Consider the following 20,825-nt stretch of genomic DNA (forward strand, 5'->3'; position numbering starts at 1 on the left):
AGGGGCAAATTTCTTTTAACATTTTTTAGATGCTACCTTATTCGAAGATAGCATCTAAAAAAAGGCTCATTTAAAAGAAAATAATATAAACTCATATTTTTCTGGGGTATGTTTATTGATCATAGTGAAATGTTTACTCTATATTCTTCTTATAATTAGGCCTCAACAAACTCTTAAAATCCAACTCAGCAATCAACACACTCAACAATATAAGCGTCGCCCCTAAATATCCTTTCCCAGTAAGCGTTTCGCCTGTGAAAACGAAGGCAAAGCCTGCGGAAAAGACAGGTTCTAATGAAAAAATAAGTCCTGTATGGGTAGGCGTAGTGTATTGCTGGGCGATAACTTGCACGATGAATGCGACTGCGGTGCAAAATATGCTTAAGGCTAAGATGATTAGCCATGAGTCGATCGTGCCAGGAAGCTTTGGCGTTTCTATAATGAATGAAAAAATAAGGCTAAATAGGCCGACGAAACCGAGTTGTATGACCCCGAGCGCAATCGAGTTCACATGTTTCGTTACACTTCCAGTAATGATGACATGAATGGCATAAAATAAAGCAGATAATATGCAGAATATATCGCCATTACCGATCTTGAATTCGCTAGTTAATGTTAATAAGCCGATTCCTATTATCGTTAACACAATTCCTACTATAACTTTCTTTTCAGGAATGTGTTTTAAAAATATAGCTGATAATATTGGAATGAAAATGACTGTGAGGCATAGTAAGAAACCAGCATTAGAGACACTAGTATACTTTGTGCCAAACGTCGCAAAAATGTAAACGATAAATAAAACAGAGGCCAATATAAATGCATATTTTACAGTTTTTAAATCGACTTTGAATAAATGTTTGTAAAATATTAAACCTGATAAAAGAAAGGCAATAATAAATCGTAATGCGATTAAATTATATTCTTCTATGCCATCAAGTCCAAGCTTCGTAAGTAGGATGGATGCACCCCAAAAAAATGTAACTAGTAGTAGCATTAAATCAGCTTTTAATTGAATTTTCATTTCTATTCCCTCGTTATGTATAATTTATGATTCCATACCCCTATCCCTATTGTTTATTTTAATATCAATTCTGAATATTTGGAACAAAAATTTATCGACGCTTTTTTCTCCATCCAATTATTGAAAGTTCGGACCTGAAGAAAATCGGTATGTAAGTTTCTAAAGTGAATAGAAATAATGAAAAAGAACCCAATTTCTCTATTTTATATGGAGAGATTGGGTTCTTTCGTTTTGGAATAATTATGAGAAAATTTTTAGATGTTTCTCATATATTCATCATGTTTCTTTCATCCTTTTCTCACGTCCAAGTTTTACACTCATATGTATCAAAGGTAAAGGGAGGTAATACATTTTTTACTTATCTCAAAACGAATGATAGATGGTGGTGAGCAGATGAAAAAGAATAAACGTAAAAAATTGCGTTGGTTAAAATGGATTTTGATCCTTCCGTTACTTCTGGTATTACTATTGTTTGGATTACATAGTATGAAGTTCGAAAGGTGGGACCATGAGAAGCATAAGCAAGCGGCGTATACTGTTTCTCACGATAAAGAAAGGGAAGCTTTCATCACGCAAAAAGAAAAGTTTAATAACTTTGAGCGAAATCAGCATCATGAAAAACACCATGAAAAAGAGTTTGAAGGTTTATTCTTTATACCATTCCTGTTAGCGTTTGGATTTGTTCTTTTCGGCTGGTTAATCCTTCGTAAGTCTGAAGGGAATATGGTTAAAAAATGGACAGGCATATTACTCCTTGTTATTGGTTTATTACCGGTCCTTCCGATGCTTGCATTTGTTGCAGCGATTGTTTGGGCATATAAAAAGTTTAAAGAAAAAAGAATGGCAACTGATATAGATTTATACAGCGATTTTCAAGTACAACAACAAGTAGATATTTTAGATCAATGGGAACGCAACATTCGTAAGGAGGAGAAGTAATAATGGGTATTTTAAAACGTATTAAAAATATTGTGGTAGCGGATGTGCATCAAACGTTAGATAAGGTAGAAAATCCTGTTAGCATGTTGAAGCAATATCTTCGCGAAACAGAACAGCAAATTACGAAAGCTCAAAAAGCACTCGCTCATCAATATTATTTAGAGAAGAAATATGAAGCATTAATTTCAGAAACGGATGCCCTTATTGCGAAGAGAACTCGCCAAGCTGAGCTTGCAGTATCACGCGAAGAAGATCAAATGGCACAGTTAGCCCTGCAAGAAAAAATCGTGAATGAGAAAAAAGCGGAGCTATATCGCAAGCAGTACGAAATAACAAAAGAGCAGACAGCGACGCTTTATGAACAAATTGACAAATTGCAAAAGAAATATGGAGAGTTGCAATATAAAGAACTAGTTCTTGTTTCGCGGTTAAATGCGGCGCGAGCGATAAAAGAGAGCAACACGGCAATTGATTCGTTCCATACAGAAAGTGCAGCGAAAGGCTTTGCACGCATTGAATCGTATGTGCAAAAACTAGAAGCAGAAACAGCTGCTAGTAACTATTTTTATAATTTGAAGTCTCCTAATCAACAAGAAGTGTTAGATCAAAATTTGCAAGAAGAAGTACAGCTGGAGTTAGAGAAGTTAAAAGAGAATAAATAGTATGCAAAAAGCCCATTTTCATATGGGCTTTTTTTAATGGTGAAATTATTCCTTTCCAAACTGAAAAATATCCCGATTAATAAGTTGATGGAAGTGCCTATCCATTTCTGCTGCAGAAACTTTTCTTTCATTTTGAAACCACCACGCACTTAATGAAGTGATTACTCCTGAATAAAATTCCGTTATTAAATCGTTTGGCATCGTATGATTTTTACAAAGTTGATTTAATGCTTCCGTTTCTTGTTTTCTTGTTTCATGACTTAAATAATGTATACGGCTAATAAATTGCTCATCAGACATTTGCGCCTCTAATATTTTACCGATTTCTTCATGATGAAGGAATTGTTCCATCACTTGAAATGGTTTACTTAATCGATCTAAAAGCGGTATTTCAGCAATCATTTCGCCATAGCGTTTAAATCCAAATGCTAATAAAGCATCTTTATCTTCAAAATGTTTATAAAAGGTTGTGCGATGTACCATCGCACGATCACAAATTTGGTTAATCGTGATGGAACTATATTTCTGTTTTGATTGCGTCATTAATTCAAATAAGGAATCCCACAATAATTTATGTGTACGTCTAATACGTAAATCAAGTTGTTTTTCATTATCGTTCATCTACAATTCTCCTTTTTTGTAGATTAAATATACAGTGGCTGAAAATTGATTCTCCCTTTTTAATCTACATATGTATATTATATTACATGTGTTCTGGTGTATATAAAGCTTTTTTAGTAAAAAAACAGGAGGAGAATCAATACATGAATATTACAACTAAGAGCCCTACAAGTGGCAAAGTTGATACTTCTAATATGAAACATACCCCCATTTTAATTGCATTACTTTTAGGGGCAATGGTTGCGTTATTAAACGAAACATTACTTGGGAATGCGTTAACGGTACTAATGAAAGAATTTGACGTAACAGCTTCAACTATTCAATGGCTTTCTACAGCTTACATGTTAGTAGTTGGTGTTTTAGTCCCGATTACAGCGTTACTTCAGCAATGGCTCACAACGAGACAAATGTTCTTGATCGCTATGGTAACGTTTTTAGTCGGTACATTAATTGCGGGATTTGCACCGACATTTTCCGTTTTATTAGTCGGCCGTATCGTCCAAGCAGTAGCGACGGGGTTAATTTCACCGTTATTAATGAATACAATTTTAATTATTTGTCCGCCTGAAAAACGTGGTGCTACGATGGGATTAATCGCACTCGTTATGATGTCAGCGCCAGCAATTGGTCCTACATTATCTGGAGTAATCGTTGATTCACTGAATTGGCGCTGGTTATTCTACTTTGTCGTTCCAATCGTAATTATTTCCATTGTAATTGGAATGAAGTATATTCAAAATGTTTCAGAGTTAACAAGGCCAAAAGTAGATTATCCATCTATTCTTTTATCGACATTAGGCTTTGGCGGAATTGTGTATAGCTTTAGCGCATCAGGTGATTTAGGATGGTCGGATGCGAAAGTGTATGGCGCTTTAATTGTTGGGCTTATATCACTATGTATTTTTGTCGTTCGACAATTAAAAATTGAGAATCCAATTTTAGAATTACGTGCATTTAAAGTTCCGATGTTTACATTATCAGTTGGATTAATCGTCATTGTGATGATGTCGTTATTTTCAACGATGACTTTATTACCGATGTTCTTGCAAACAGTTTTACTCGTTACAGCCTTTAAATCAGGACTTATCATGCTTCCGGGAAGTATTATTAGCGCCATAATGGGACCGATTGCAGGTAAACTATTTGATAAATTTAGCCCGAAAGTTGTTATCGTTCCTGGCATTGTGTTAGTAGGGATTGCAATGTTCTTATTTAAAGGCATTACTCCTGAAACATCAATGCTACAAATTATTGTCATGCATAGCGTATTAATGGTTGGACTTATGTTTGTCATGACAGCACAAACATATGGTTTAAATCAATTAACACCAGATTTATATCCACACGGAACAGCACTATTTAATACGTTGCAGCAAGTAGCTGGCGCAATTGGTACAGCTATATTTATATCGAAAATGTCTTCAGGAACAACTAAGTATATGGAAGGCTCCGCAAATCCAATGGATCCAGTAGAGAAGTTAAACGGTTTAACATCCGGATTCCAAGGTGCATTTACACTAGGGTTAATCTTTATCGTTATTGCTTTTATCGTATCGTTGTTCTTAAAAGAAGAGAAAGAGGAAGTAAAGGCAGCAGGGATTTTACAGAACGAAAACTAAGGTTCATAGTAAAAAGACATCTTTACGATTAAAGATGTCTTTTTACATTTCTTTCGTAATATCATACTGCAACAATTGCTTTTGATCGTAAAACTTTTCGAAAATAATCCCCATTACATAGAAGAATACTAGACCGAATCCAATATGAATGAGTGTAAATGTAGCTCCGAATGAAGAAAATTCATACACCATAATTGGTAATTTCGCAGTTGTCCAAACGCCTAAGAAAAATACGATGTACTTAATGCTTGCGCCTTTTTTTAATAGTAGTGCTGCAATCGGAAAGGCAACATAGAGGGGACCAGCTGCAATTCCGCCTAATAATAAAGAGAATAAGATTCCATATATGCCGGACTTTTCTCCCATGTATTTCATAAGCGTCTCTTTCTTCACCCACTGATCGAGTAACCCTACAAATATTAGGACAGGGGGGAGGAGAAATAGCATATCTAAAATACTATTCCCTGTTAGTTGTAATGCGCTCCATCCTAAAGATGGGTTTATAAAAGTTAATAAGAGAAGCCCAAACAGTAATATGAAAAAGAAGCGATATCTTTTTAGTTCTTTCATACCATCACCACCCAAATGATATATGAGAATAGGAGTGACATGAGTAACGCAGATGCATTACGTGCGTAAGCAAAGCTTCGGCCGAATATCTTTTGTTCCATCGGCATGGTTGTAAGCCCTACTGACATGAGTGTAGACATAAGTGCCGCAACTTGAGGAAGGCCTGCGCCGTGTTGGACTAACGTATTACCAAGAGGAAATACGATAAAGCTTGGAATAAGTGCAACGGAGCCGAGTATTGCTGAATAAACAATACCTAACAATCCAGACTGTTCTCCAATAATAGAAGAGATGAAGGGCGGTGTTAATATAGAAAGCGATAGTCCGACGAAAAGCATAATGGAAAGCATGGCAGGTAGAAGATTTCGAAACATTTTCCATGACTTCATTAGAGCGTCTTTCGTTTTATTACGATCTTTCATAAAAGAAATCCCCGTAAGAATAATGGCCAAAGTGTAAAGAATAGCGCCATTAATCATGATTAGATTTCTTTAAGTCTTTATATTTCTTTAAGTCTTTATATTTGTTTAAGAAAAAGGTTAAGTTTTTCATTTTTTCCTCAATATCCATTTGAAAATCTGCTAATTGTTCTTTTCCGGCTGTAGTAATTTTGTACATTTTTCTCGGTTTATCTGGAACGGATGTACTTACATAAGATTCAATCGCACCTTCGTTTTCTAATTTCTTCAGCGTGCGGTAAAGAATGGCACTATCGATTGGATTGACCGGAAGTTCTTCTTCGCATTTCTGAAGTAGTTGCCCGCCATAGTTATCACCTTCTGCTAAAAATAACAAAAGAAATGCACCTGTATGTCTTCCTGTATGTTTCATGAATATACCTCCTAGAATGAATTGGAATATATACTGTTAATGACAGTATACTGTTGTTAACAGTATATGGTGCATGAAGTGCTATGTCAATTTTAAAATGTGGATTCGTGCAAAGGGTGATCCTTGTTTTCATCTTTTTAAATAACAAAATAAAAGCCACTGTTTTCTTGTGACAGTGGCTTTCATAGTTGGTAAACTACTATATTACGCTTAGAGAATCTCGCACTTTGATAGTAACACAAATAGGTTAGCCCTATATTGAGAAATAAAAAAAAGACACTCTCAAGAGTGCCTCTTATTAGCAGCCGAATCCGCCGCCCCAACAGCTAGCTCCAACGATGATTAATAAAATAAAGAGCACAACAAGTAAGGCGAATCCACCGCCAAAACCACAGCCGCCACCGCAACTACCACCATAGCCTCCACAACTACCACCATAGCCCATATTAACTCCTCCTTCCATAAAGTCCATATATTAATGGATTTATATCACTTTATGTTTTTACGGATAAACTTGAGCAGGTCCCTTGGAAAAATAAAAGTATTCGGTATTTTAAGAGAGTTGACGAGCGTATTTTTGTCACGAGTATTCCGCTTATTACATATGTTATTTTATTCTGTGTATTGGGGGAAGGAGGATCTTTATGGCTAATTCTGAGATGATTTTACGTTTACTTACGGATTTAAAGATTGAACAGCAAGCTTTAAAAGAGCAGTTGGAGAAAATGCAAACAGCTTTGACTATTCTTGAAGAAAAACAAACTATTTCTGAGGAGAAATCAACTATTCTTGAAGAAAAACCAGCTGCTCCAAAGCAAAGAGCTTATTCTGGACGCCCAACATCGTTTCGTGATTGGAGAGCATCTTCTCAAAAGAATTAAGGGATAATGTGATAGTAAGTTACACAAAATCACAAATAAAAAAGTACAGTCTACTGTAGTTAATACAAAGGCTGTACTTTTTGTTATGTTAGGTGATTTATCTATTTTGACTATTCCACTTTTAACTCGATCCCTTTACCCAACGTATCTCCACTAACTTTTAAAGTTAATCCTTGCGTATTTTTCGGCACATCGAATACAATGTTCCCTTCCAAATTTTCACGAGGATTAAGAACACCAAATTTAAATGTAGCGGTATTAGCAGCTTTAAGTACTAATTGATATTCATTAGAAATGTGATATTCTCTTCCGGTTCCGTCAATTAATGTAAAGTTGTCGCTATTTAGTGTAATGGGTTCCTCTTGACCATTATGCACTCGGAGATCTAATACTTTAAATACGCCTTGTGCTTGAACTTCTCCATTACCGATAACATCTAATGAATCTACTGGGCCTATAGATATGTATATATCAGAAAAATCTCCACTGATTGGAAGTTCTTTTTGAGGATCCTTGTTGCTAAGTTCATCATTCTTTGTTTTTTTAGAAGTCTCCTGTTCGTTTTTCGTGTTATTGCTGGATGTATCATGTGAACTGCAAGCTGATAATCCAAATAAGAATGTGCTACATAATAATGATGTTAATAACCTTTTGTTCATATTTTGTTCCTTCCCTCCAAAATAAGGCACTTTCAGGGGGGGGGATAATGATTTGGAAAATCTATATTTCTCTTTATATGTATTGAATGTTACATCTTATTATATCGGTTTTGGGATAAAAAGGAAACTTAATGTAAATAAAAAAGACACTTTGCAGTGTCTTTTTTATTTGAGTTATGCGCATTGCTTATTAAGACGTTAGTTCCTCATCCTGAACATGAGTAACTATGTAGGTTGATTTAATTATAACATTTTAACCAATAATGGGTCTATATGGAATTTTAATAATGGGTACGTTTAATTATTCGGAATGATATCTGTAGTATATTATGTTGGGATTTGATCCATTAAAAGCAGTAGACAAGGTAAAGGAGCATACCCTATTTCATAATTTACACAAATTGTGTAGAAAAGTATGGAGCGATATTTCCCTTTACACGAACATAAAGGTGTAATATAGTTTAGTTAACTTAACTAAACTATATTACGAAACGAAATAACATCATGACTGGAGGAAAAACGCTATGACTAGATCGTATAAAGAAGTAATTAATGAAATGAATCGAGCCTACAATGACTTCTACATTTTACTATTTCAGGAGTTAAAGGATGAGTTCGGTCTTACAGGGCAGCAAGAGAGCATGCTATTTTATATCAATTTAAATGAAAACACGACAGCAAATAACATTGCGAGTACTTTTAATATATCTAAAAGTGCTGTGAGCCAAGTTTTATCGAAATTGGAAAAACAGAAGATGATTTCGAAACAAGTAAACCCTAATAATAAAAGGGAGTATTTCCTTACGCTTGGTCCAAACGGTAGTAAGTATATAGAGCGGTTGTCTGAGTTAGATGACGTATTAATTGAGAAGTACTTTTCTAAAATCGATATCGATGCTTTACAGCAAATGACTGATACATTAACGAAAATAAATAAAGTTATATTGGAAGAAAAACAGAAGGACATTGATCCGAATGAGTAAGAAAGTCTATATGAAGTGGATAGTTGAGAGGAGGAGGAGCGTGTTATGAGTTACATACCAAATATGATTACGATAGCAAATTTTGTATGTGGGCTTTTGGCTATTTATGCTGTTTTCGTTCACGATATGTATTTGGGAGCAGTTTTTATTATTACAGGAATGTTATTTGATTTTTTTGATGGCATGGTCGCTCGGAAACTTGATGCTGTTTCGGAAATTGGCGGAGAGTTAGACTCATTTGCCGATCTAGTTACTTTTGGTGTAGCACCGTCTATTCTTGCATATAGTATCGCTTTAAAAGATTTGCAGTCTATCGGGATGTTATGTGCGCTTGCTTACAGTGTTTGTGGAATGCTGCGGCTTGCTAGATTTAACACACAACAAAGCAAACTCCCAACGTTTATCGGAATGCCCATTCCATTCGCAGCAATGTGTCTCCTTATTTTATGCTTTTTGAATAATCCAGTTTCCGTGGCGTTTGGCACATGCATACTCGCTTATTTAATGGTAAGTAAAATCAAATTCCCTCATTTTAAAAAAGATATAACGGAAAGCTTGAAGTCTGAAAGATGGGATTGATGATACGTAAATATAATGAGAAAGATAAGGAGCATAACATGATCCGTATGGCACTAAGATCATTTAACATACAAATGTATTGCTTGCTAGGCGTGATGTTACTGGGGTGGTTTATGACACCTTTCTCAGCCCATTTTGTCGGGATAGGCATTGGCCTTCTAGTTAGTATGTACTGCGCCTGGATTTTAGGAAGGCGTATTGAAAAGTTTGGAGATAGCATTGTAAAAAAAGAAAAAGCACCGATGCTTGGAATGATGAATCGGTTTGCAGCCGCGATCCTCGGTGCGATTATTATGTATGAAATTGAACATCATAAGTTCATGTGGACATTTGCTGCTGGAATTATGGGTGGGTATTTCTTAATTATTATTAATTTAGGATATTACAGCATGAAAGATGCGAAGAAATAATGTGAAACTTTAATCAACACACACTAATCGGCCTTTTTAACTATTTAAGTTTTGAATCTAAGGAATTAAAGTTAGTTGAGCAACTTTGTGTTGCGGAAGGATTATTTGTATTTCACACTAAAGACTGAAAGTGATAAAGTGTTGTGTAAATAACTAATTTGGATGACTTGAATGTATAAACCTAAAAACTTTCCTTTATGGAGAGCTTTTTTATTATAAAGAAAAGACACCCATATAAGAGTGTCTTTTCCAATAGTTTTTTAGCAGAAGCAAGAAGCTCCAACAATGATCAATAAAATAAACAATACAACTAGTAAAGCAAAGCCGCCGCCACAACTACTACAACTACCACCAAATCCCATAATAGTTCCTCCTTTAATAAGAGGGGAAAACAAGGGTACATTCATGCATTTTAACGGATTCAAATTACTTTATGTTTTTTACACAATAATTGAGCAGGTCCTTTTGAAAATAAAGAAAAGACACCTTAAGGTGCCTTTCTCCGACTTGAACCACTTTAATTTTAATAATATGTATTGGACATTAAGTAAACACGCCCTATAAAACAGAATCATTTATTTTTACCAGATTGTTAGTGTACAAATACAAGAGAATCGAGATCGTTTGTTTGGCTAGCTAGATTAAAGTAACGCCACATCTATATGGGTGAGATGTGTTACGCCTTTTAATCGGAGAATCTGCTTTATAGAGCGTGTCCACAAGTTATATTTTACTACGTGTAATATTTATTTGGTGTAATTTTTACGAATATGTATAATTACATAAAGTTTATGAGAAAAAGAGAGTATACTTTGATATTGTGTAATAAAGATAAGGCCCACCTACGGAAATAGGTGGGCTTTTTAACGCATAAAGAAAAGACATCCATATAAGAATGTCTTTTCCGATAGTTTTTTAGCAGAAGCAAGAAGCTCCAACGATGATTAATAAAATAAACAATACAACTAATAAAGCAAAGCCTCCAGCGAAACCGCCGCCGCCACAACTACCGCAACTACCACCAAATCCCATTTTAATCTCTCCTTTGAGTAGGAGGGGAAAATTAAGGTCATTCATGTATTTTAACGGGTTCACTTTACCTTATGCTTTTATGCATTAATTGAGCAGGTCCTTTTGAAAATAAAGAAAAGACACCACAAGGTGCCTTTCTCCGACTTGAACCATCTTAATTTTAATAATATGTATTGGACTCCCGTCCGAATAATATTTTACCACGTTAAGTAATACGATACATTGAGAAAAAAGAAAAAGCCCCATATATTGGAGCTTTTATTTTATAACAAGGGTACTTTTACATTTTAAGCATTGTATCTCTTTTTGTTTAAACAATAACGGCTGTTGTCTATTGCAAGAAGGGCATTGCCGTTTTAAATAAAAAACTTATTCAATTTGAATGTTATTGGAAAGGGGAATAGGCGATGAATCTATTAAAAAATCAAGAGTGTCCATATTGTGCTTCAAGTGTTGAAGATTGTTGTGCTGAATGGGAAGAAGGAAGGCATTATGTAGAATGGAATTCATGTAACAAAAAATATCAAGTAGAGCCAATTTATGAATTTAAGGGATTTGAGATTGAAAAAGTTTGTGAGCATTGTAATGAAGCTGAAGAAGATTGCTATTGTGATGATGAAGAAAAAGAAAATGAAATAGGAGTTATCTGAATACAAGAGGGGGAAATCAAAATGTGTGCATGTAACGGAACGGGAGTAATTCAGAACGACATTGGAATGGGTATATATCAATTCGCACCATGTATTTGCGAGGCAGGGAATCGTAGTTCTGAGGAAGTGGATAGAAGACGTCATGCCGTTATGGCGATACTAAGAGGAATTCACCAATTACAACTGGAGGGGAAATGGGATGCCGAGACTTGGGACGGATTTGGAAAAGGAGAATTACACAATAGCAGCACAACAAAGGAAGTATATGAAGAACTCGCGTCGTAACATGTATATCGCTTTAGAAGAACTGGACCTGGTGTTGAAGTGATTCGATTGCAAGAAATGTGGAAAGAGAACAAAAACATTATCGAAATTGCAAAAGAATTGGGAAGACATCAATTGGAAATTGCGGCGTTGATAATGGATCAGGCGGATAAAAACGAGATTACATCACGTCCAATGGGGTTAGGAGCATGAAGCAGCTAACACTTGAGGATGTAGTAGGAAGTTTTGATTATACCGCAACAAGTACAGCGGAAAAGTTCTTGAAGCGTAATAGTGTTATGACGTACTCAATAGAGTTTTACGACAAAGACGAGAAGTGGAAACTCCGTTGGTTTGAGGCGAAGTCAGAGAGCGACGCTATAGAAATGGCTAAAAAGAAATACGGACAGATACAAATTATTACCACCTATATTTCGGATAGAACCTTAGAGGAAATAATGAATTTAGATTAGGAGGCATACCGTTATGACGATAAATAGATGGCTAGAAAAAGAGGAGTATGAAGCCGCTGAGAAGAATGGCGTCACCCATGACGCGTTGGTAGGTTTGGATCTACAGGCGTGAAGTAAGACCAAATTTGAATTTTATAGAAAAAGAGCAGCTAGCAAAAGCTAACTGCTCGGCAGGTTCTTTAAGAATAGACAGGATAGAATATTGACAGAATATAGAGGTTTATTCTGGTTATCTAAACGTAGTTAAAGAAAGAATATAAAATACTATCAATATTAATAAAAATTATCTGTATCTTTCATTTCTTTATTTTATTCACAGATAGTTCCAGTAGCTATTCCGGTTGGAGCAACACCTACTGGGACGGTATCAATAACCGTATTTGTAGCAGTATTGATGACAGAAACAGTATTACTAGCTTGGTTTGTAACATAGGCGAGAGTGCCATTGGGTATGATAGTCACTTGATCAGGGGATAGAGCAACAGGAATCGTATCGATTACAGTATTTGTCGCCACGTTTATTACCGATACATTATTGCTAACTTTATTTACTACGTAAATACGAGTGCCATCTGGTGTAATAGCTATACCAACAGGTTCAGTTCCTACGTTAATTGTATTAATAACGGAATTGGTTGCGGTGTTAATAACAGAAACAGTATTGCTGTTTTGATTTGTGACATAAGCACGAGTCCCATCTAGTGTAAAGACGATTATCCTAGGGCGAATGCCAACAGGAATGGTATCTATAACTGTGTTGGTAGCAGTATTAATAACAGAAATTGTGTTGCTTAATTCATTTGCAACATATGCAAGGGCTCCATTTGGAGAAACAGTGATTCCTTGCGGAGCGATGCCAACAGGAATGGTATCTATAACTGTGTTGGTAGCAGCATTAATAACAGAAACGGTATTATTACCATGATTCCCAACATAAACAGTTGTGTTATTTGGAGAAACAGCTACACCAATTGGATTAGTTCCAACAGGAATGGTAGCGATAACAGTATTGGTAGCAGTATCAATAACGGAAACTGTATTAGAGAAAATATTAGTAACATAAGCACGAGCCCCATTTGGTGAAACTGTTACTTCAAGAGGTGCATTATCTACAGTGATTGTATCTATTACTGTATTTGTTCCGGTATTAATTACCGATACTGTATCATCTGAAGGATCATCAATAGCTCCTGCGTTTGTAACATAAACAAGGAAATTACATCCAGGTGCAGTAGGTCCCGTCGGTCCAGTAGGCCCCGTCGGTCCAGTAGGTCCCGGTGGGCAATCACAATCTCCCGATGGCCCAGTAGGTCCTGGTGGCCCTTCAGGTCCTTCAGGTCCTTGAATACCCTGCACGCCTTGAGGTCCAGTAGGTCCTTCAGGCCCTTCAGGTCCTTGAATGCCCTGCACGCCTTGAGGTCCAGTAGGTCCTTCAGGCCCTTCAGGCCCTTGAATACCTTGCACGCCTTGAGGTCCAGTAGGTCCTGGTGGCCCGGGAACTCCTGTTCCTGTCCCTGAACCAGTAGGTCCTGGTGGTCCTTCAGGCCCTTGAATACCTTGCACACCTTGAGGTCCAGTAGATCCAGGTGGTCCTTCAGGCCCTTGAATACCTTGCACGCCTTGAGGTCCAGTAGGTCCTTCAGGCCCTTCGGGTCCCTGAATACCTTGCACACCTTGAGGTCCAGTAGGTCCTTCAGGCCCCGTCGGCCCCGTCGTTCCAGTAATGTTTAATAGTGAGCTATTCAAGACTCCTTGCAAAATTAAGTTAAATGTCTGCTGTAACAAGGGGTCCAGTATATTTGAACAACTAATAAGTGAAGACAAGTTTTGGAATAGAAATTGGAATAATGCTGAGATTTGAGTGAGAGAAGCAGTAGGTAAAGAATGGATTAATTGATTTATAGTTCTTATAACTAAATTTCTATTTGGTGTATTAGGTTGTACTGCTATTAATAAATCATTTAATGCCTGTAATGCTGATTGGAGTATTTGTATAGTCGTTGGGTTGGGTGTTGTGAAAAAAGAAAGGATAGCTTGATTTAATTGGTTTATTATTTGCAATAATTCTTGTTGTTGAGAATTTGAGAAAAAAACAGGTGTACAGCAATTACTTTGATCACAAGGGGATATAGAAATAAAGCAGGGTTGTTGAAACTTATCACACGGATTTGGTGAATTTGATTTTCGATTATATCTCATAAATACCTCCTTTTAAAAAATTAAAATGTTAGGTATGTCTTGATAAATTTTATTAGTAACTGAGTTTAAAGTATTTGTAGGTATATGATTAATGTGAAACGTTTTTTCCTTTAAAGTATATGCCAACAATATTGAGGCGTTCTTATGGGACATACAATCAATATTTAGTTACAGGTAGGATATTGTAATCATAGGAAAGGAAATGAAGGTGACAAAGTGAAATAGACAAGCGATTGTATTAGATAAATTTAATGAATGCGTTATTTTAACTGAAAGAGCATCCAACCTTTAGTTAAAGGCTCTTTGATTTTAACTTCAGATGTGTCTCTAATTGAATAGTTTTCACTAAAATTTACAACAGCAGAAACTTTTTGCTCTTTATTATCTGCGACATGTCCGTATAGGTGGATTTCATGTGTTCTATATTCTTTTGATGGATTAATTTTGTCAACTACAATATCAAGTTCCATATTTTTTTTAAAGTAACCGATAGTTACTAGTTCAGCAGTTTTTCTTACTTCCGGCCATTCTTCACTGTATTCTTTTGGAACGAATTGAGATGAAACAAAGTGTATAAATAAAATGGGGATAGTAATAAAAGCTATACTTACAATGCCATAAAGTAATAATTTTCTTTCCACTAACTGTCACCTACTAATGATGTTTTGTTTAATCAAGTTAACAATCTAAATGTTAGACCAATATTAACCAGTCTACTATTCATTAAGGTGACACTAGTATTACAAATTTGTAAGGTTTATTAGAAAAATTAGCTTAATGGAAAGTCGAACAAAATAATTATTTGAAACTATTCACGAAAAAAGAGCACTATCGAAAGTGCTCTTAGAAAATACATTTTATATTCTGTTTTGAGCTACGATTTTAATATTCTCTGGTGGAATGATATCTTGAATTTTTTCTTTTAAATCTACTTGGACCATTTCTTCAAGATGTTCAAGTGAAACTTCAAAGTTTATGCATTCCGCAGTTGCGATGTTTAATAAAGAATAATTTTCATTCTTTTTAACAACAAGATATTGTGATTGATCTGTTAATACTATACATCCTTGTTGAATTCCTAATTTACGATTATCTTCAAAAGTCATAAATAAATCTCCTAACATTTTCTGATAGGAATTGTACTACATAAAAATGTTAGTGTCTAGTCGGTTTTATCTAAGAACTAAAGTCAAACAAAATCGTTATTTTGTACATCAAGGTAGTCAGCACAATCAACTAACGGTTTGTTAAAAAAAGAGAAGCGCTTAATCAGGACGCTCCTCTTAATGCCAATACACAATAACTATCCCATTATACTGTATAAGAGTAAAATATTTAACAATTATCTTCATGGTAAAAATTTCATTTTTCATTAGTTTAAAACCCAAAAAGAGTACTTAATAAAGTGCTCTCGTGACGAGATTATCCATTTGTAAAGACAATTTCAATATATAGAGAAAGGAACACAGAATATTATATGTATGCCCAGTTAATTGAGTACTTTTTACAAACAAAGAGCAGCTAGCAAAAGCTAACTGCTCGGTTCTCCAAGGGGGAACAAGGAGAAAATCTAATGTCATATACAGTATTTACGGAATATTGAGTTTTATTCATGAAGAATTACGTTTAACTTAATGCATAGCCAACGATCAAAGTTAGTGTTAAAAACACTGATAATAACAATGTTAGTAGAACTGTTACTATGCTTCTAAGCATTGCTATCCAATTATCTACTTTAGAGAATCCTATAATACCAGCAAAAAAAGTTCCTATTGAAAAAATGAGTACGAAAAATAAAGGGTGAAAATAAACGACGTTTATAAAAGATGCATTCATTTCAGGTGTGCATAATTCAAGATATAAAAGAAAAAAAGCAATGCAAACGAATGAAAAAATAAAGGACCATAGATTTATATTATGCTTCATACGTTGCTCCTTTGTTATCGAAATATTTCTATTAAATTCTAATGGAAAATATAAGAAAAAGATAGTGTTTATAAAGTGGTGTGTATAAAGGAAAGCCTAAGAAATACACTGAGACAAATGAAAGTATGAAACAAGCTTTGGGATTATTTAAAGATCGTAAGAATAACGGTTATACCGTAAAGAAGATATGTAATGAAACTGGAGTTAGTCGTACTGTTTTGTATGAAATAGCAAAAGAAAAGGGAATAGTTTAATTTACTTTAAAGTAGCGAATCCGCTGCTTTTTTTATTTTATATAAATTTTTTTTGAGTAGAAATGAAAATAGGGGTTTGCCTTAAACATTTATTATTAATCAAGAATATGAGTATAGAAGGTCTAATTTTTGTAATGGTGGAGGGGATTGTTGTGGACATAACTCAAAGTGTGGCAAGAATAGTGGTTAATGGGAAAGACCTTCCGTTCACTTCAGTTCAAACCTCTGCATGGAATCATGGACCTGTAAATGATTTAATCGTTTCGACGAATCAGAGAGTGAATGAGCTTTATCAATTCATGTGGTCACAAGTACCAGTTACGATTTCGGTGTATTTTCTTCAAGGGGCGGACTTAATGAGATTCGCTAGGATTGCTGGAATTAATGAACGTGTAACGGGAGAATATATATATCATTTCATTTGGGGATAAGAAGAATTCAAAGTGGCTTAACAGCTGCTTTTTTATTTTGCATAGAAAAAGGAACCATAATAGGCTCCTTAGTTCGATTCAGAAGTTGTGTAGTTTTTCTTGATAATATCTTTTATGTTGATAATTAAGGATATAAGGAATCCAGCAGCTAGGATAGCGTTTAACCAGTAATATGTATTCCCTGATGTGAACTTTTTATAAAAAGAATCGACATTATAATATAATAAGCCTGCTGAAAGGACGGTAGAAATTACTAACGTACCAAAACTTTTCATATTTTTCACTCCGTTTCTGAAGATTAAGATTCTTACAAAAATTATACAGGGAAATTTATAGATTTAAAATATTTTATGAAATAATTACCATATGGAGGGGTTATGACGAATTTCTTCCTATTACTACTCAGTAAGATTTTTCATGGTTTTATATGTGTGTGCATGCCTAGCTTCGATTTTGTTTCTCGTTGAATTTTTCGTGATGTGATTGCACTCGATCAATTACTTGTTTTGAGTATAGGAATTATTATTTTAATAACAGCGTTTTTTGTAAAACGTTGTAGTAAAGAGTTATGAGGTGATAAAGGTTAATCGCCCTAAATGTAGTTTTAGAATTTCGCAATCGGAGTATATTTTTGAAAAAGGCTTATTGAATAATGACAGTTTATTTTAAGAAAATAAATCGATAATATAGTAAATAATACTTTCCTTGACCCCGTACTATGGTATAGGGTTTATACTTTATATGAGGTGAGATAGATGCAATATTTTATTATCGAAACTTTAATAGATTTAGAAAAGAAAGCCGAAGAATATTTATAAAAATAATAAATTGTAAAGGCGGAAGAATAATGGAAGATTGTTGTATTAACCTTAAAGGAATAAAAGTTGAAAATAATGGTCATTGTCCATCATGTAAAAATAAAGCTAAGAATGTAAAGTTGATTACACTAAAATCATTGCTTAAACCATCTGCATTAGAAACATTAAATGCTAAAGAAAATCACTATTTTTGTTCAAATGAAGATTGTGATGTAGTCTATTTTGATACGAATAATAAAAAATACTTTGTATCTGACATAAAGGTAGCTGTAAATCAAAAAGATGACTCAGCAACTACACCAATTTGTTATTGTTTTGATTGGACAAAAGAAAAAATCAAACAACATGTGAAAAATGGACTTACTCCTAATCCAGTAGAGCATATTCGCGAAAACATAAGAGAAAATCGATGTGGTTGTGAAGTAAACAATCCACAAGGTAGTTGTTGTTTAGGCAATGTTACAACTTATATAAGAAAAATGTCATAAGGAACTTAAATGTTGCTTTTTTTCACCAAAATACTTGGGGGTATTTCAAAATCTCAAGTCGATGGGCATGTGACGTTGCCTTATGCTCACCAAGCTAGTTAGTGTATGTTAAGTAAACCTTATGGATTTGTATATCTCATCCATCCACTTTCAGATTGTTTCGCTTTATACTTCCCATAAGACAGAAGCTTCATTGCCGAGCGATTGGCCGCATGAAAAACCAAGTTCAGCTTCCATTCTTCCTCCATTTCACTGGGATAGGTGGTAGATTCATAAACATAATAACCCGCCATGATACAAGGGATTACTTGCTCAGGTTCAAATCCATAAGCAGTTGCATCATCCACAACCAAATCAATGATGCATCGGTTTCCATCTTTAACTTTTTTCTGGAGTAATTTTTTTACCGATCCTGGTACTAATTCTAATATTTTATCCTTCATGTCAGTCACCTCATCTTTTATCATGTCCAGATAGCCTGGGGATATGTGTCAAACAGAATGAAGTTCCAACCGTAATTGCACAGGTTTAACAAGATCTTAAGGACTATATCACCCTAAAATAGAAAATGGATTTAAATAAAAGAAACCCCGATTGTCTGCGGGGCTCCTAAGGGTAATCGTCAAGTAATGACGTACTCGACTAATTAACGATATCATGAATTTTTTGGTAAAAATACTGGTAAATGTGTCCAAATGAATGAGGACATCATTTGGAACAAAAACGTTATTTTAATTCCAAACAAAAGAACAGTCAGCAAAAGCTAACTGCTCGGTTCTCCAAGGGGGAACAAGGAGAAAGTAACTTAATCGGTTGTCTATAGTATTGACGGAATATTGAATTTTATTCAGGGGACTATGTTATATCTAAACCGATGTCCTACCTAATACAGGGTTAGACAAGATTACTTGGTGGATGGATACTAGATCAGGTGGTAAATGCTTCTTTAGCTTTCTCTATCTGTATGTAACCTTGAATACAAGATTTTTTCATTTTTATTCCCGGATATATTTGAAAAACGGTATGTTTTTTATCTCAAATCAATTATATCTATAAATTTAAGGAAAACTCTGTTATAAGATGCATCAGTGCAAGTTATTAAATTCTTTATCGGATTTATGTCAGTTACAGTCATATATCTAGTAAGCAAATGACCATCTCTATAATAAGTAATCGATATCTTCTCTTCAGAAAGAAATGAACATAGTAACTTGTTTTCAATAATTTCTTGTTCGTCTTGGGTTAATGTAGGGCGCTCCACTTTTGTTTGTTTTTTAACAATCTTACCAATACCGATGGATTTCTTCGGTATCGAAGTGAATGGAGTCTGCTTAATCATTCCTATTTCTTTTGGCATATGTGTATAGTCCATGCTGTATATCTCCCTAATTGTTATTAATAACTGTATCATTATATCAATTTTTGGAGATATTAGGATTATTTATATACTTATAAAATAAACATTTAGAGGTTTTTACTCCTTATAAAATCAACCCAATTTAACTAAGCATGGTCTATATATAATTGAGTAATGAACATGAATCAATTATTGTCATAGATGTAAGCAACATTTATAATGCAAAAGAATTGCATTTACTTCTTAAAGAGAAGCTTGAGTTTCCTGATTTGTACGGGGGAAACTGGGATGCTTTTTGGGATTGTATTACAGGATTTGTATGTCCTTTGCCAAACAAAATGATCTTCGACGGATGGTCCAAGTTAGAAAAAAGGTTACCGAGAGATACAAAAATAATGAAAGAGTGTCTTCTTGATTATAATGAAGAGGATAGAAAGGATCCTGAATGGAAAAGCGAATTCTTATTTAATTGAATACTGACAATATGATATGTAAATATGCATATTGTATTTATTTGGGTTTTTTGTATGTTAAAATCAAATATAAGGATGTAAATATATAACAAACTAAAAGTAGGAATATCCAATGAATTTTGAGAGGTGTTACATGTTTAAAAATAAGAAATTAATTCGATTTTGTCTAACATTATTTGTATGTTTATCTGTAATTGATTTTACAATCGGTTATTTTCAAACATATCTTGAAACAGCAGCAGATATTAAATGGATAATACCAGGAATTTGGAAAACTATTTTGATAGATGCTCCTGAAAGCATACTTGTTATTTTAGGTGCAATAGCTTTATATGATTTCACAAAAGAGACATCGCCAAAAGACGCATCAATCTAAATGCGTCTTTTTTATTAAAATTTATATTTTAAAGAGTTACCTAGAAGAGAACAATCTATTAATTAACAAAAAAGAAAAGACACCCTAAGGTGCCTTCCTACGACTTGAACCATCTTAATTTTAATAATATTGGACTCCCGTCCAAATATTATTTTACCATGTTAACTTATTTTATCCATTGAGAAATAAAATTCAAATCTATGTTTGGTTGTTTTGGAAATAATCCATATTAATCATTACAATACATTTTTTAGTTTTTGAATTATTTATTTGTTTAAAAGTTGAAATTAAAAAGAACCCCATAAATGA

Annotated in this window: 30 protein-coding genes and 2 pseudogenes; 16 read left to right on the forward strand and 16 right to left on the reverse strand. The window is 34.4% G+C overall.

Annotated elements, in window-relative coordinates; all coding sequences use genetic code 11:
• Window positions 1–133 precede the first annotated feature (133 nt).
• Window positions 134–1,021: a DMT family transporter gene (locus tag LUS72_RS04755; protein ID WP_097829854.1), complete on the reverse strand. Its 888-nt coding sequence runs from the start codon at window positions 1,019–1,021 to the stop codon at window positions 134–136.
• Window positions 1,022–1,414: 393 nt separating this feature from the next.
• Here LUS72_RS04755 and LUS72_RS04760 point away from each other — a divergent pair, with 393 nt between their 5' ends.
• Window positions 1,415–1,960: a hypothetical protein gene (locus LUS72_RS04760; RefSeq protein ID WP_097830174.1), complete on the forward strand. Its 546-nt coding sequence runs from the start codon at window positions 1,415–1,417 to the stop codon at window positions 1,958–1,960.
• Between the two features lie 2 nt (window positions 1,961–1,962).
• Window positions 1,963–2,622, forward strand: a complete 660-nt coding sequence (locus tag LUS72_RS04765) for a PspA/IM30 family protein (protein WP_071772290.1) — start codon at window positions 1,963–1,965, stop codon at window positions 2,620–2,622.
• 45 nt (window positions 2,623–2,667) lie between these two features.
• Here LUS72_RS04765 and LUS72_RS04770 read toward each other — a convergent pair whose 3' ends face one another.
• On the reverse strand, window positions 2,668–3,243 hold the full coding sequence (locus LUS72_RS04770; RefSeq protein WP_264448630.1) for a TetR/AcrR family transcriptional regulator: 576 nt from the start codon (window positions 3,241–3,243) through the stop codon (window positions 2,668–2,670).
• Between the two features lie 143 nt (window positions 3,244–3,386).
• On the opposite strand from LUS72_RS04770, the gene LUS72_RS04775 reads away from it, so the two are divergent.
• On the forward strand, window positions 3,387–4,862 hold the full coding sequence (locus LUS72_RS04775; RefSeq protein WP_264448631.1) for an MDR family MFS transporter: 1,476 nt from the start codon (window positions 3,387–3,389) through the stop codon (window positions 4,860–4,862).
• A gap of 42 nt (window positions 4,863–4,904) precedes the next feature.
• Here LUS72_RS04775 and LUS72_RS04780 read toward each other — a convergent pair whose 3' ends face one another.
• The 4 genes from LUS72_RS04780 to LUS72_RS04795 all read right to left on the reverse strand — a co-directional run bounded on the left by LUS72_RS04780 (window position 4,905) and on the right by LUS72_RS04795 (window position 6,708).
• On the reverse strand, window positions 4,905–5,432 hold the full coding sequence (locus LUS72_RS04780) for a permease (RefSeq protein ID WP_264448632.1): 528 nt from the start codon (window positions 5,430–5,432) through the stop codon (window positions 4,905–4,907).
• Window positions 5,429–5,911 (reverse strand): hypothetical protein, encoded by a 483-nt coding sequence (locus LUS72_RS04785; protein ID WP_097829858.1) that lies wholly within the window; start codon window positions 5,909–5,911, stop codon window positions 5,429–5,431. Before LUS72_RS04785 ends, LUS72_RS04780 begins: the two co-directional genes overlap by 4 nt.
• Window positions 5,904–6,263, reverse strand: coding sequence for a PadR family transcriptional regulator (locus tag LUS72_RS04790; RefSeq protein ID WP_264448633.1), 360 nt, complete (start codon window positions 6,261–6,263; stop codon window positions 5,904–5,906). Before LUS72_RS04790 ends, LUS72_RS04785 begins: the two co-directional genes overlap by 8 nt.
• Window positions 6,264–6,561: 298 nt before the next feature.
• Window positions 6,562–6,708 (reverse strand): YjcZ family sporulation protein, encoded by a 147-nt coding sequence (locus tag LUS72_RS04795; RefSeq protein WP_000540380.1) that lies wholly within the window; start codon window positions 6,706–6,708, stop codon window positions 6,562–6,564.
• 199 nt (window positions 6,709–6,907) lie between these two features.
• On the opposite strand from LUS72_RS04795, the gene LUS72_RS04800 reads away from it, so the two are divergent.
• A complete protein-coding gene (locus LUS72_RS04800; RefSeq protein WP_097829860.1) occupies window positions 6,908–7,144 on the forward strand; it encodes a preprotein translocase in 237 nt (78 codons plus the stop codon).
• Window positions 7,145–7,254: 110 nt separating this feature from the next.
• Here the strand turns inward: LUS72_RS04800 and LUS72_RS04805 are convergent, their stop codons facing one another.
• Window positions 7,255–7,803 carry a DUF4352 domain-containing protein gene (locus LUS72_RS04805; protein ID WP_097829861.1) on the reverse strand — a complete coding sequence of 183 codons (549 nt, stop codon included), beginning with the start codon at window positions 7,801–7,803 and terminating at the stop codon, window positions 7,255–7,257.
• Between the two features lie 524 nt (window positions 7,804–8,327).
• Here LUS72_RS04805 and LUS72_RS04810 point away from each other — a divergent pair.
• The 3 genes from LUS72_RS04810 to LUS72_RS04820 are packed head-to-tail and all read left to right on the forward strand — an operon-like array spanning window position 8,328 to window position 9,775.
• On the forward strand, window positions 8,328–8,786 hold the full coding sequence (locus LUS72_RS04810; protein ID WP_097829862.1) for a MarR family winged helix-turn-helix transcriptional regulator: 459 nt from the start codon (window positions 8,328–8,330) through the stop codon (window positions 8,784–8,786).
• Window positions 8,787–8,831: 45 nt separating this feature from the next.
• On the forward strand, window positions 8,832–9,365 hold the full coding sequence (pssA, locus tag LUS72_RS04815; RefSeq protein WP_264448634.1) for a CDP-diacylglycerol--serine O-phosphatidyltransferase: 534 nt from the start codon (window positions 8,832–8,834) through the stop codon (window positions 9,363–9,365).
• A gap of 38 nt (window positions 9,366–9,403) precedes the next feature.
• Window positions 9,404–9,775: an ATP synthase subunit I gene (locus LUS72_RS04820; RefSeq protein ID WP_097830175.1), complete on the forward strand. Its 372-nt coding sequence runs from the start codon at window positions 9,404–9,406 to the stop codon at window positions 9,773–9,775.
• 260 nt (window positions 9,776–10,035) lie between these two features.
• On the opposite strand, the gene LUS72_RS04825 is transcribed toward LUS72_RS04820, so the two are convergent.
• Both LUS72_RS04825 and LUS72_RS04830 read right to left on the reverse strand, forming a co-directional pair.
• Complete coding sequence (locus tag LUS72_RS04825; RefSeq protein ID WP_000505688.1) at window positions 10,036–10,137, reverse strand: YjcZ family sporulation protein; 102 nt, start codon at window positions 10,135–10,137, stop codon at window positions 10,036–10,038.
• Between the two features lie 553 nt (window positions 10,138–10,690).
• A complete protein-coding gene (locus LUS72_RS04830) occupies window positions 10,691–10,807 on the reverse strand; it encodes a YjcZ family sporulation protein (protein ID WP_002069235.1) in 117 nt (38 codons plus the stop codon).
• 407 nt (window positions 10,808–11,214) lie between these two features.
• Here LUS72_RS04830 and LUS72_RS04835 point away from each other — a divergent pair, with 407 nt between their 5' ends.
• The 4 genes and pseudogenes from LUS72_RS04835 to LUS72_RS04850 all read left to right on the forward strand — a co-directional run bounded on the left by LUS72_RS04835 (window position 11,215) and on the right by LUS72_RS04850 (window position 12,194).
• Window positions 11,215–11,457, forward strand: coding sequence for a hypothetical protein (locus tag LUS72_RS04835; RefSeq protein WP_264448635.1), 243 nt, complete (start codon window positions 11,215–11,217; stop codon window positions 11,455–11,457).
• A gap of 21 nt (window positions 11,458–11,478) precedes the next feature.
• Complete coding sequence (locus tag LUS72_RS04840; protein ID WP_264448636.1) at window positions 11,479–11,742, forward strand: hypothetical protein; 264 nt, start codon at window positions 11,479–11,481, stop codon at window positions 11,740–11,742.
• A pseudogene (locus LUS72_RS04845) lies at window positions 11,657–11,934 on the forward strand (helix-turn-helix domain-containing protein). The gene LUS72_RS04840 and the pseudogene LUS72_RS04845 overlap by 86 nt, the downstream one beginning before the upstream one ends.
• Window positions 11,931–12,194, forward strand: coding sequence for a hypothetical protein (locus tag LUS72_RS04850; protein ID WP_097829866.1), 264 nt, complete (start codon window positions 11,931–11,933; stop codon window positions 12,192–12,194). Before LUS72_RS04845 ends, LUS72_RS04850 begins: the two are co-directional and overlap by 4 nt.
• Before the next feature lie 309 nt (window positions 12,195–12,503).
• On the opposite strand, the gene LUS72_RS04855 is transcribed toward LUS72_RS04850, so the two are convergent.
• From LUS72_RS04855 to LUS72_RS04870, 4 genes are all read right to left on the reverse strand, one after another.
• Window positions 12,504–14,393 (reverse strand): YVTN family beta-propeller repeat protein, encoded by a 1,890-nt coding sequence (locus LUS72_RS04855; RefSeq protein WP_264448637.1) that lies wholly within the window; start codon window positions 14,391–14,393, stop codon window positions 12,504–12,506.
• A gap of 260 nt (window positions 14,394–14,653) precedes the next feature.
• Window positions 14,654–15,034 carry a phosphoglycolate phosphatase gene (locus LUS72_RS04860; protein WP_264448638.1) on the reverse strand — a complete coding sequence of 127 codons (381 nt, stop codon included), beginning with the start codon at window positions 15,032–15,034 and terminating at the stop codon, window positions 14,654–14,656.
• A gap of 216 nt (window positions 15,035–15,250) precedes the next feature.
• Window positions 15,251–15,499, reverse strand: a complete 249-nt coding sequence (locus tag LUS72_RS04865; protein ID WP_097829869.1) for a hypothetical protein — start codon at window positions 15,497–15,499, stop codon at window positions 15,251–15,253.
• Between the two features lie 520 nt (window positions 15,500–16,019).
• Window positions 16,020–16,319 carry a hypothetical protein gene (locus tag LUS72_RS04870; protein ID WP_097829870.1) on the reverse strand — a complete coding sequence of 100 codons (300 nt, stop codon included), beginning with the start codon at window positions 16,317–16,319 and terminating at the stop codon, window positions 16,020–16,022.
• Window positions 16,320–16,725: 406 nt separating this feature from the next.
• On the opposite strand from LUS72_RS04870, the gene LUS72_RS04880 reads away from it, so the two are divergent.
• Entirely contained in the window at window positions 16,726–17,004 is a 279-nt protein-coding gene (locus LUS72_RS04880; RefSeq protein WP_000355688.1) for a hypothetical protein, read from the forward strand.
• 68 nt (window positions 17,005–17,072) lie between these two features.
• Here LUS72_RS04880 and LUS72_RS04885 read toward each other — a convergent pair whose 3' ends face one another.
• Window positions 17,073–17,279, reverse strand: coding sequence for a hypothetical protein (locus LUS72_RS04885; protein WP_000834525.1), 207 nt, complete (start codon window positions 17,277–17,279; stop codon window positions 17,073–17,075).
• A gap of 572 nt (window positions 17,280–17,851) precedes the next feature.
• Here LUS72_RS04885 and LUS72_RS04895 point away from each other — a divergent pair.
• The gene (locus LUS72_RS04895) at window positions 17,852–18,310 is read left to right on the forward strand and encodes a putative iron-sulfur cluster-binding metallochaperone (protein ID WP_264448639.1); all 459 of its coding nucleotides are present in this window, start codon (window positions 17,852–17,854) and stop codon (window positions 18,308–18,310) included.
• Between the two features lie 119 nt (window positions 18,311–18,429).
• On the opposite strand, the gene LUS72_RS04900 is transcribed toward LUS72_RS04895, so the two are convergent.
• A complete protein-coding gene (locus LUS72_RS04900) occupies window positions 18,430–18,753 on the reverse strand; it encodes a hypothetical protein (protein ID WP_002110670.1) in 324 nt (107 codons plus the stop codon).
• Window positions 18,754–19,162: 409 nt separating this feature from the next.
• Between LUS72_RS04900 and LUS72_RS04905 the strand changes: the two are divergent.
• Window positions 19,163–19,267, forward strand: a pseudogene (locus tag LUS72_RS04905) (N-acetylmuramoyl-L-alanine amidase C-terminal domain-containing protein); the annotation flags it as partial.
• Between the two features lie 73 nt (window positions 19,268–19,340).
• Here LUS72_RS04905 and LUS72_RS04910 read toward each other — a convergent pair.
• Window positions 19,341–19,682: a YolD-like family protein gene (locus LUS72_RS04910; protein WP_097829872.1), complete on the reverse strand. Its 342-nt coding sequence runs from the start codon at window positions 19,680–19,682 to the stop codon at window positions 19,341–19,343.
• Between the two features lie 152 nt (window positions 19,683–19,834).
• Between LUS72_RS04910 and LUS72_RS04915 the strand changes: the two genes are divergently transcribed.
• Together LUS72_RS04915 and LUS72_RS04920 are read left to right on the forward strand one after the other, a co-directional pair.
• Window positions 19,835–20,140: a barstar family protein gene (locus LUS72_RS04915; RefSeq protein ID WP_097829873.1), complete on the forward strand. Its 306-nt coding sequence runs from the start codon at window positions 19,835–19,837 to the stop codon at window positions 20,138–20,140.
• A 112-nt stretch (window positions 20,141–20,252) separates the two neighbouring features.
• A complete protein-coding gene (locus tag LUS72_RS04920) occupies window positions 20,253–20,516 on the forward strand; it encodes a DUF3937 family protein (protein ID WP_002087256.1) in 264 nt (87 codons plus the stop codon).
• Window positions 20,517–20,825 lie beyond the last annotated feature (309 nt).

The sequence above is a fragment of the Bacillus cereus genome (genome assembly GCF_025917685.1).
GTDB classification, from domain to species: Bacteria; Bacillota; Bacilli; order Bacillales; family Bacillaceae_G; genus Bacillus_A; species Bacillus_A cereus_AT.

Excerpts from the sequence above, each read along its gene's own strand:
- LUS72_RS04785 (WP_097829858.1), bottom strand. The coding sequence starts at position 5,911 with ATGATTAATGGCGCTATTCTTTACACTTTGGCCATTATTCTTACGGGG.
- LUS72_RS04765 (WP_071772290.1), top strand. The coding sequence starts at position 1,963 with ATGGGTATTTTAAAACGTATTAAAAATATTGTGGTAGCGGATGTGCAT.
- LUS72_RS04755 (WP_097829854.1), bottom strand. The coding sequence starts at position 1,021 with ATGAAAATTCAATTAAAAGCTGATTTAATGCTACTACTAGTTACATTT.
- pssA (WP_264448634.1), top strand. The coding sequence starts at position 8,832 with ATGAGTTACATACCAAATATGATTACGATAGCAAATTTTGTATGTGGG.
- LUS72_RS04760 (WP_097830174.1), top strand. The coding sequence starts at position 1,415 with ATGAAAAAGAATAAACGTAAAAAATTGCGTTGGTTAAAATGGATTTTG.
- LUS72_RS04795 (WP_000540380.1), bottom strand. The coding sequence starts at position 6,708 with ATGGGCTATGGTGGTAGTTGTGGAGGCTATGGTGGTAGTTGCGGTGGC.
- LUS72_RS04775 (WP_264448631.1), top strand. The coding sequence starts at position 3,387 with ATGAATATTACAACTAAGAGCCCTACAAGTGGCAAAGTTGATACTTCT.
- LUS72_RS04865 (WP_097829869.1), bottom strand. The coding sequence starts at position 15,499 with ATGACTTTTGAAGATAATCGTAAATTAGGAATTCAACAAGGATGTATA.
- LUS72_RS04855 (WP_264448637.1), bottom strand. The coding sequence starts at position 14,393 with ATGAGATATAATCGAAAATCAAATTCACCAAATCCGTGTGATAAGTTT.
- LUS72_RS04800 (WP_097829860.1), top strand. The coding sequence starts at position 6,908 with ATGGCTAATTCTGAGATGATTTTACGTTTACTTACGGATTTAAAGATT.
- LUS72_RS04900 (WP_002110670.1), bottom strand. The coding sequence starts at position 18,753 with ATGAAGGATAAAATATTAGAATTAGTACCAGGATCGGTAAAAAAATTA.
- LUS72_RS04805 (WP_097829861.1), bottom strand. The coding sequence starts at position 7,803 with ATGAACAAAAGGTTATTAACATCATTATTATGTAGCACATTCTTATTT.
- LUS72_RS04895 (WP_264448639.1), top strand. The coding sequence starts at position 17,852 with ATGGAAGATTGTTGTATTAACCTTAAAGGAATAAAAGTTGAAAATAAT.
- LUS72_RS04780 (WP_264448632.1), bottom strand. The coding sequence starts at position 5,432 with ATGAAAGAACTAAAAAGATATCGCTTCTTTTTCATATTACTGTTTGGG.
- LUS72_RS04820 (WP_097830175.1), top strand. The coding sequence starts at position 9,404 with ATGATCCGTATGGCACTAAGATCATTTAACATACAAATGTATTGCTTG.
- LUS72_RS04825 (WP_000505688.1), bottom strand. The coding sequence starts at position 10,137 with ATGGGATTTGGTGGTAGTTGTAGTAGTTGTGGCGGCGGCTTTGCTTTA.
- LUS72_RS04790 (WP_264448633.1), bottom strand. The coding sequence starts at position 6,263 with ATGAAACATACAGGAAGACATACAGGTGCATTTCTTTTGTTATTTTTA.
- LUS72_RS04850 (WP_097829866.1), top strand. The coding sequence starts at position 11,931 with ATGAAGCAGCTAACACTTGAGGATGTAGTAGGAAGTTTTGATTATACC.
- LUS72_RS04870 (WP_097829870.1), bottom strand. The coding sequence starts at position 16,319 with ATGAAGCATAATATAAATCTATGGTCCTTTATTTTTTCATTCGTTTGC.
- LUS72_RS04835 (WP_264448635.1), top strand. The coding sequence starts at position 11,215 with ATGAATCTATTAAAAAATCAAGAGTGTCCATATTGTGCTTCAAGTGTT.
- LUS72_RS04830 (WP_002069235.1), bottom strand. The coding sequence starts at position 10,807 with ATGGGATTTGGTGGTAGTTGCGGTAGTTGTGGCGGCGGCGGTTTCGCT.
- LUS72_RS04885 (WP_000834525.1), bottom strand. The coding sequence starts at position 17,279 with ATGAAAAGTTTTGGTACGTTAGTAATTTCTACCGTCCTTTCAGCAGGC.
- LUS72_RS04910 (WP_097829872.1), bottom strand. The coding sequence starts at position 19,682 with ATGGACTATACACATATGCCAAAAGAAATAGGAATGATTAAGCAGACT.
- LUS72_RS04810 (WP_097829862.1), top strand. The coding sequence starts at position 8,328 with ATGACTAGATCGTATAAAGAAGTAATTAATGAAATGAATCGAGCCTAC.
- LUS72_RS04920 (WP_002087256.1), top strand. The coding sequence starts at position 20,253 with ATGAATTTTGAGAGGTGTTACATGTTTAAAAATAAGAAATTAATTCGA.
- LUS72_RS04840 (WP_264448636.1), top strand. The coding sequence starts at position 11,479 with ATGTGTGCATGTAACGGAACGGGAGTAATTCAGAACGACATTGGAATG.
- LUS72_RS04770 (WP_264448630.1), bottom strand. The coding sequence starts at position 3,243 with ATGAACGATAATGAAAAACAACTTGATTTACGTATTAGACGTACACAT.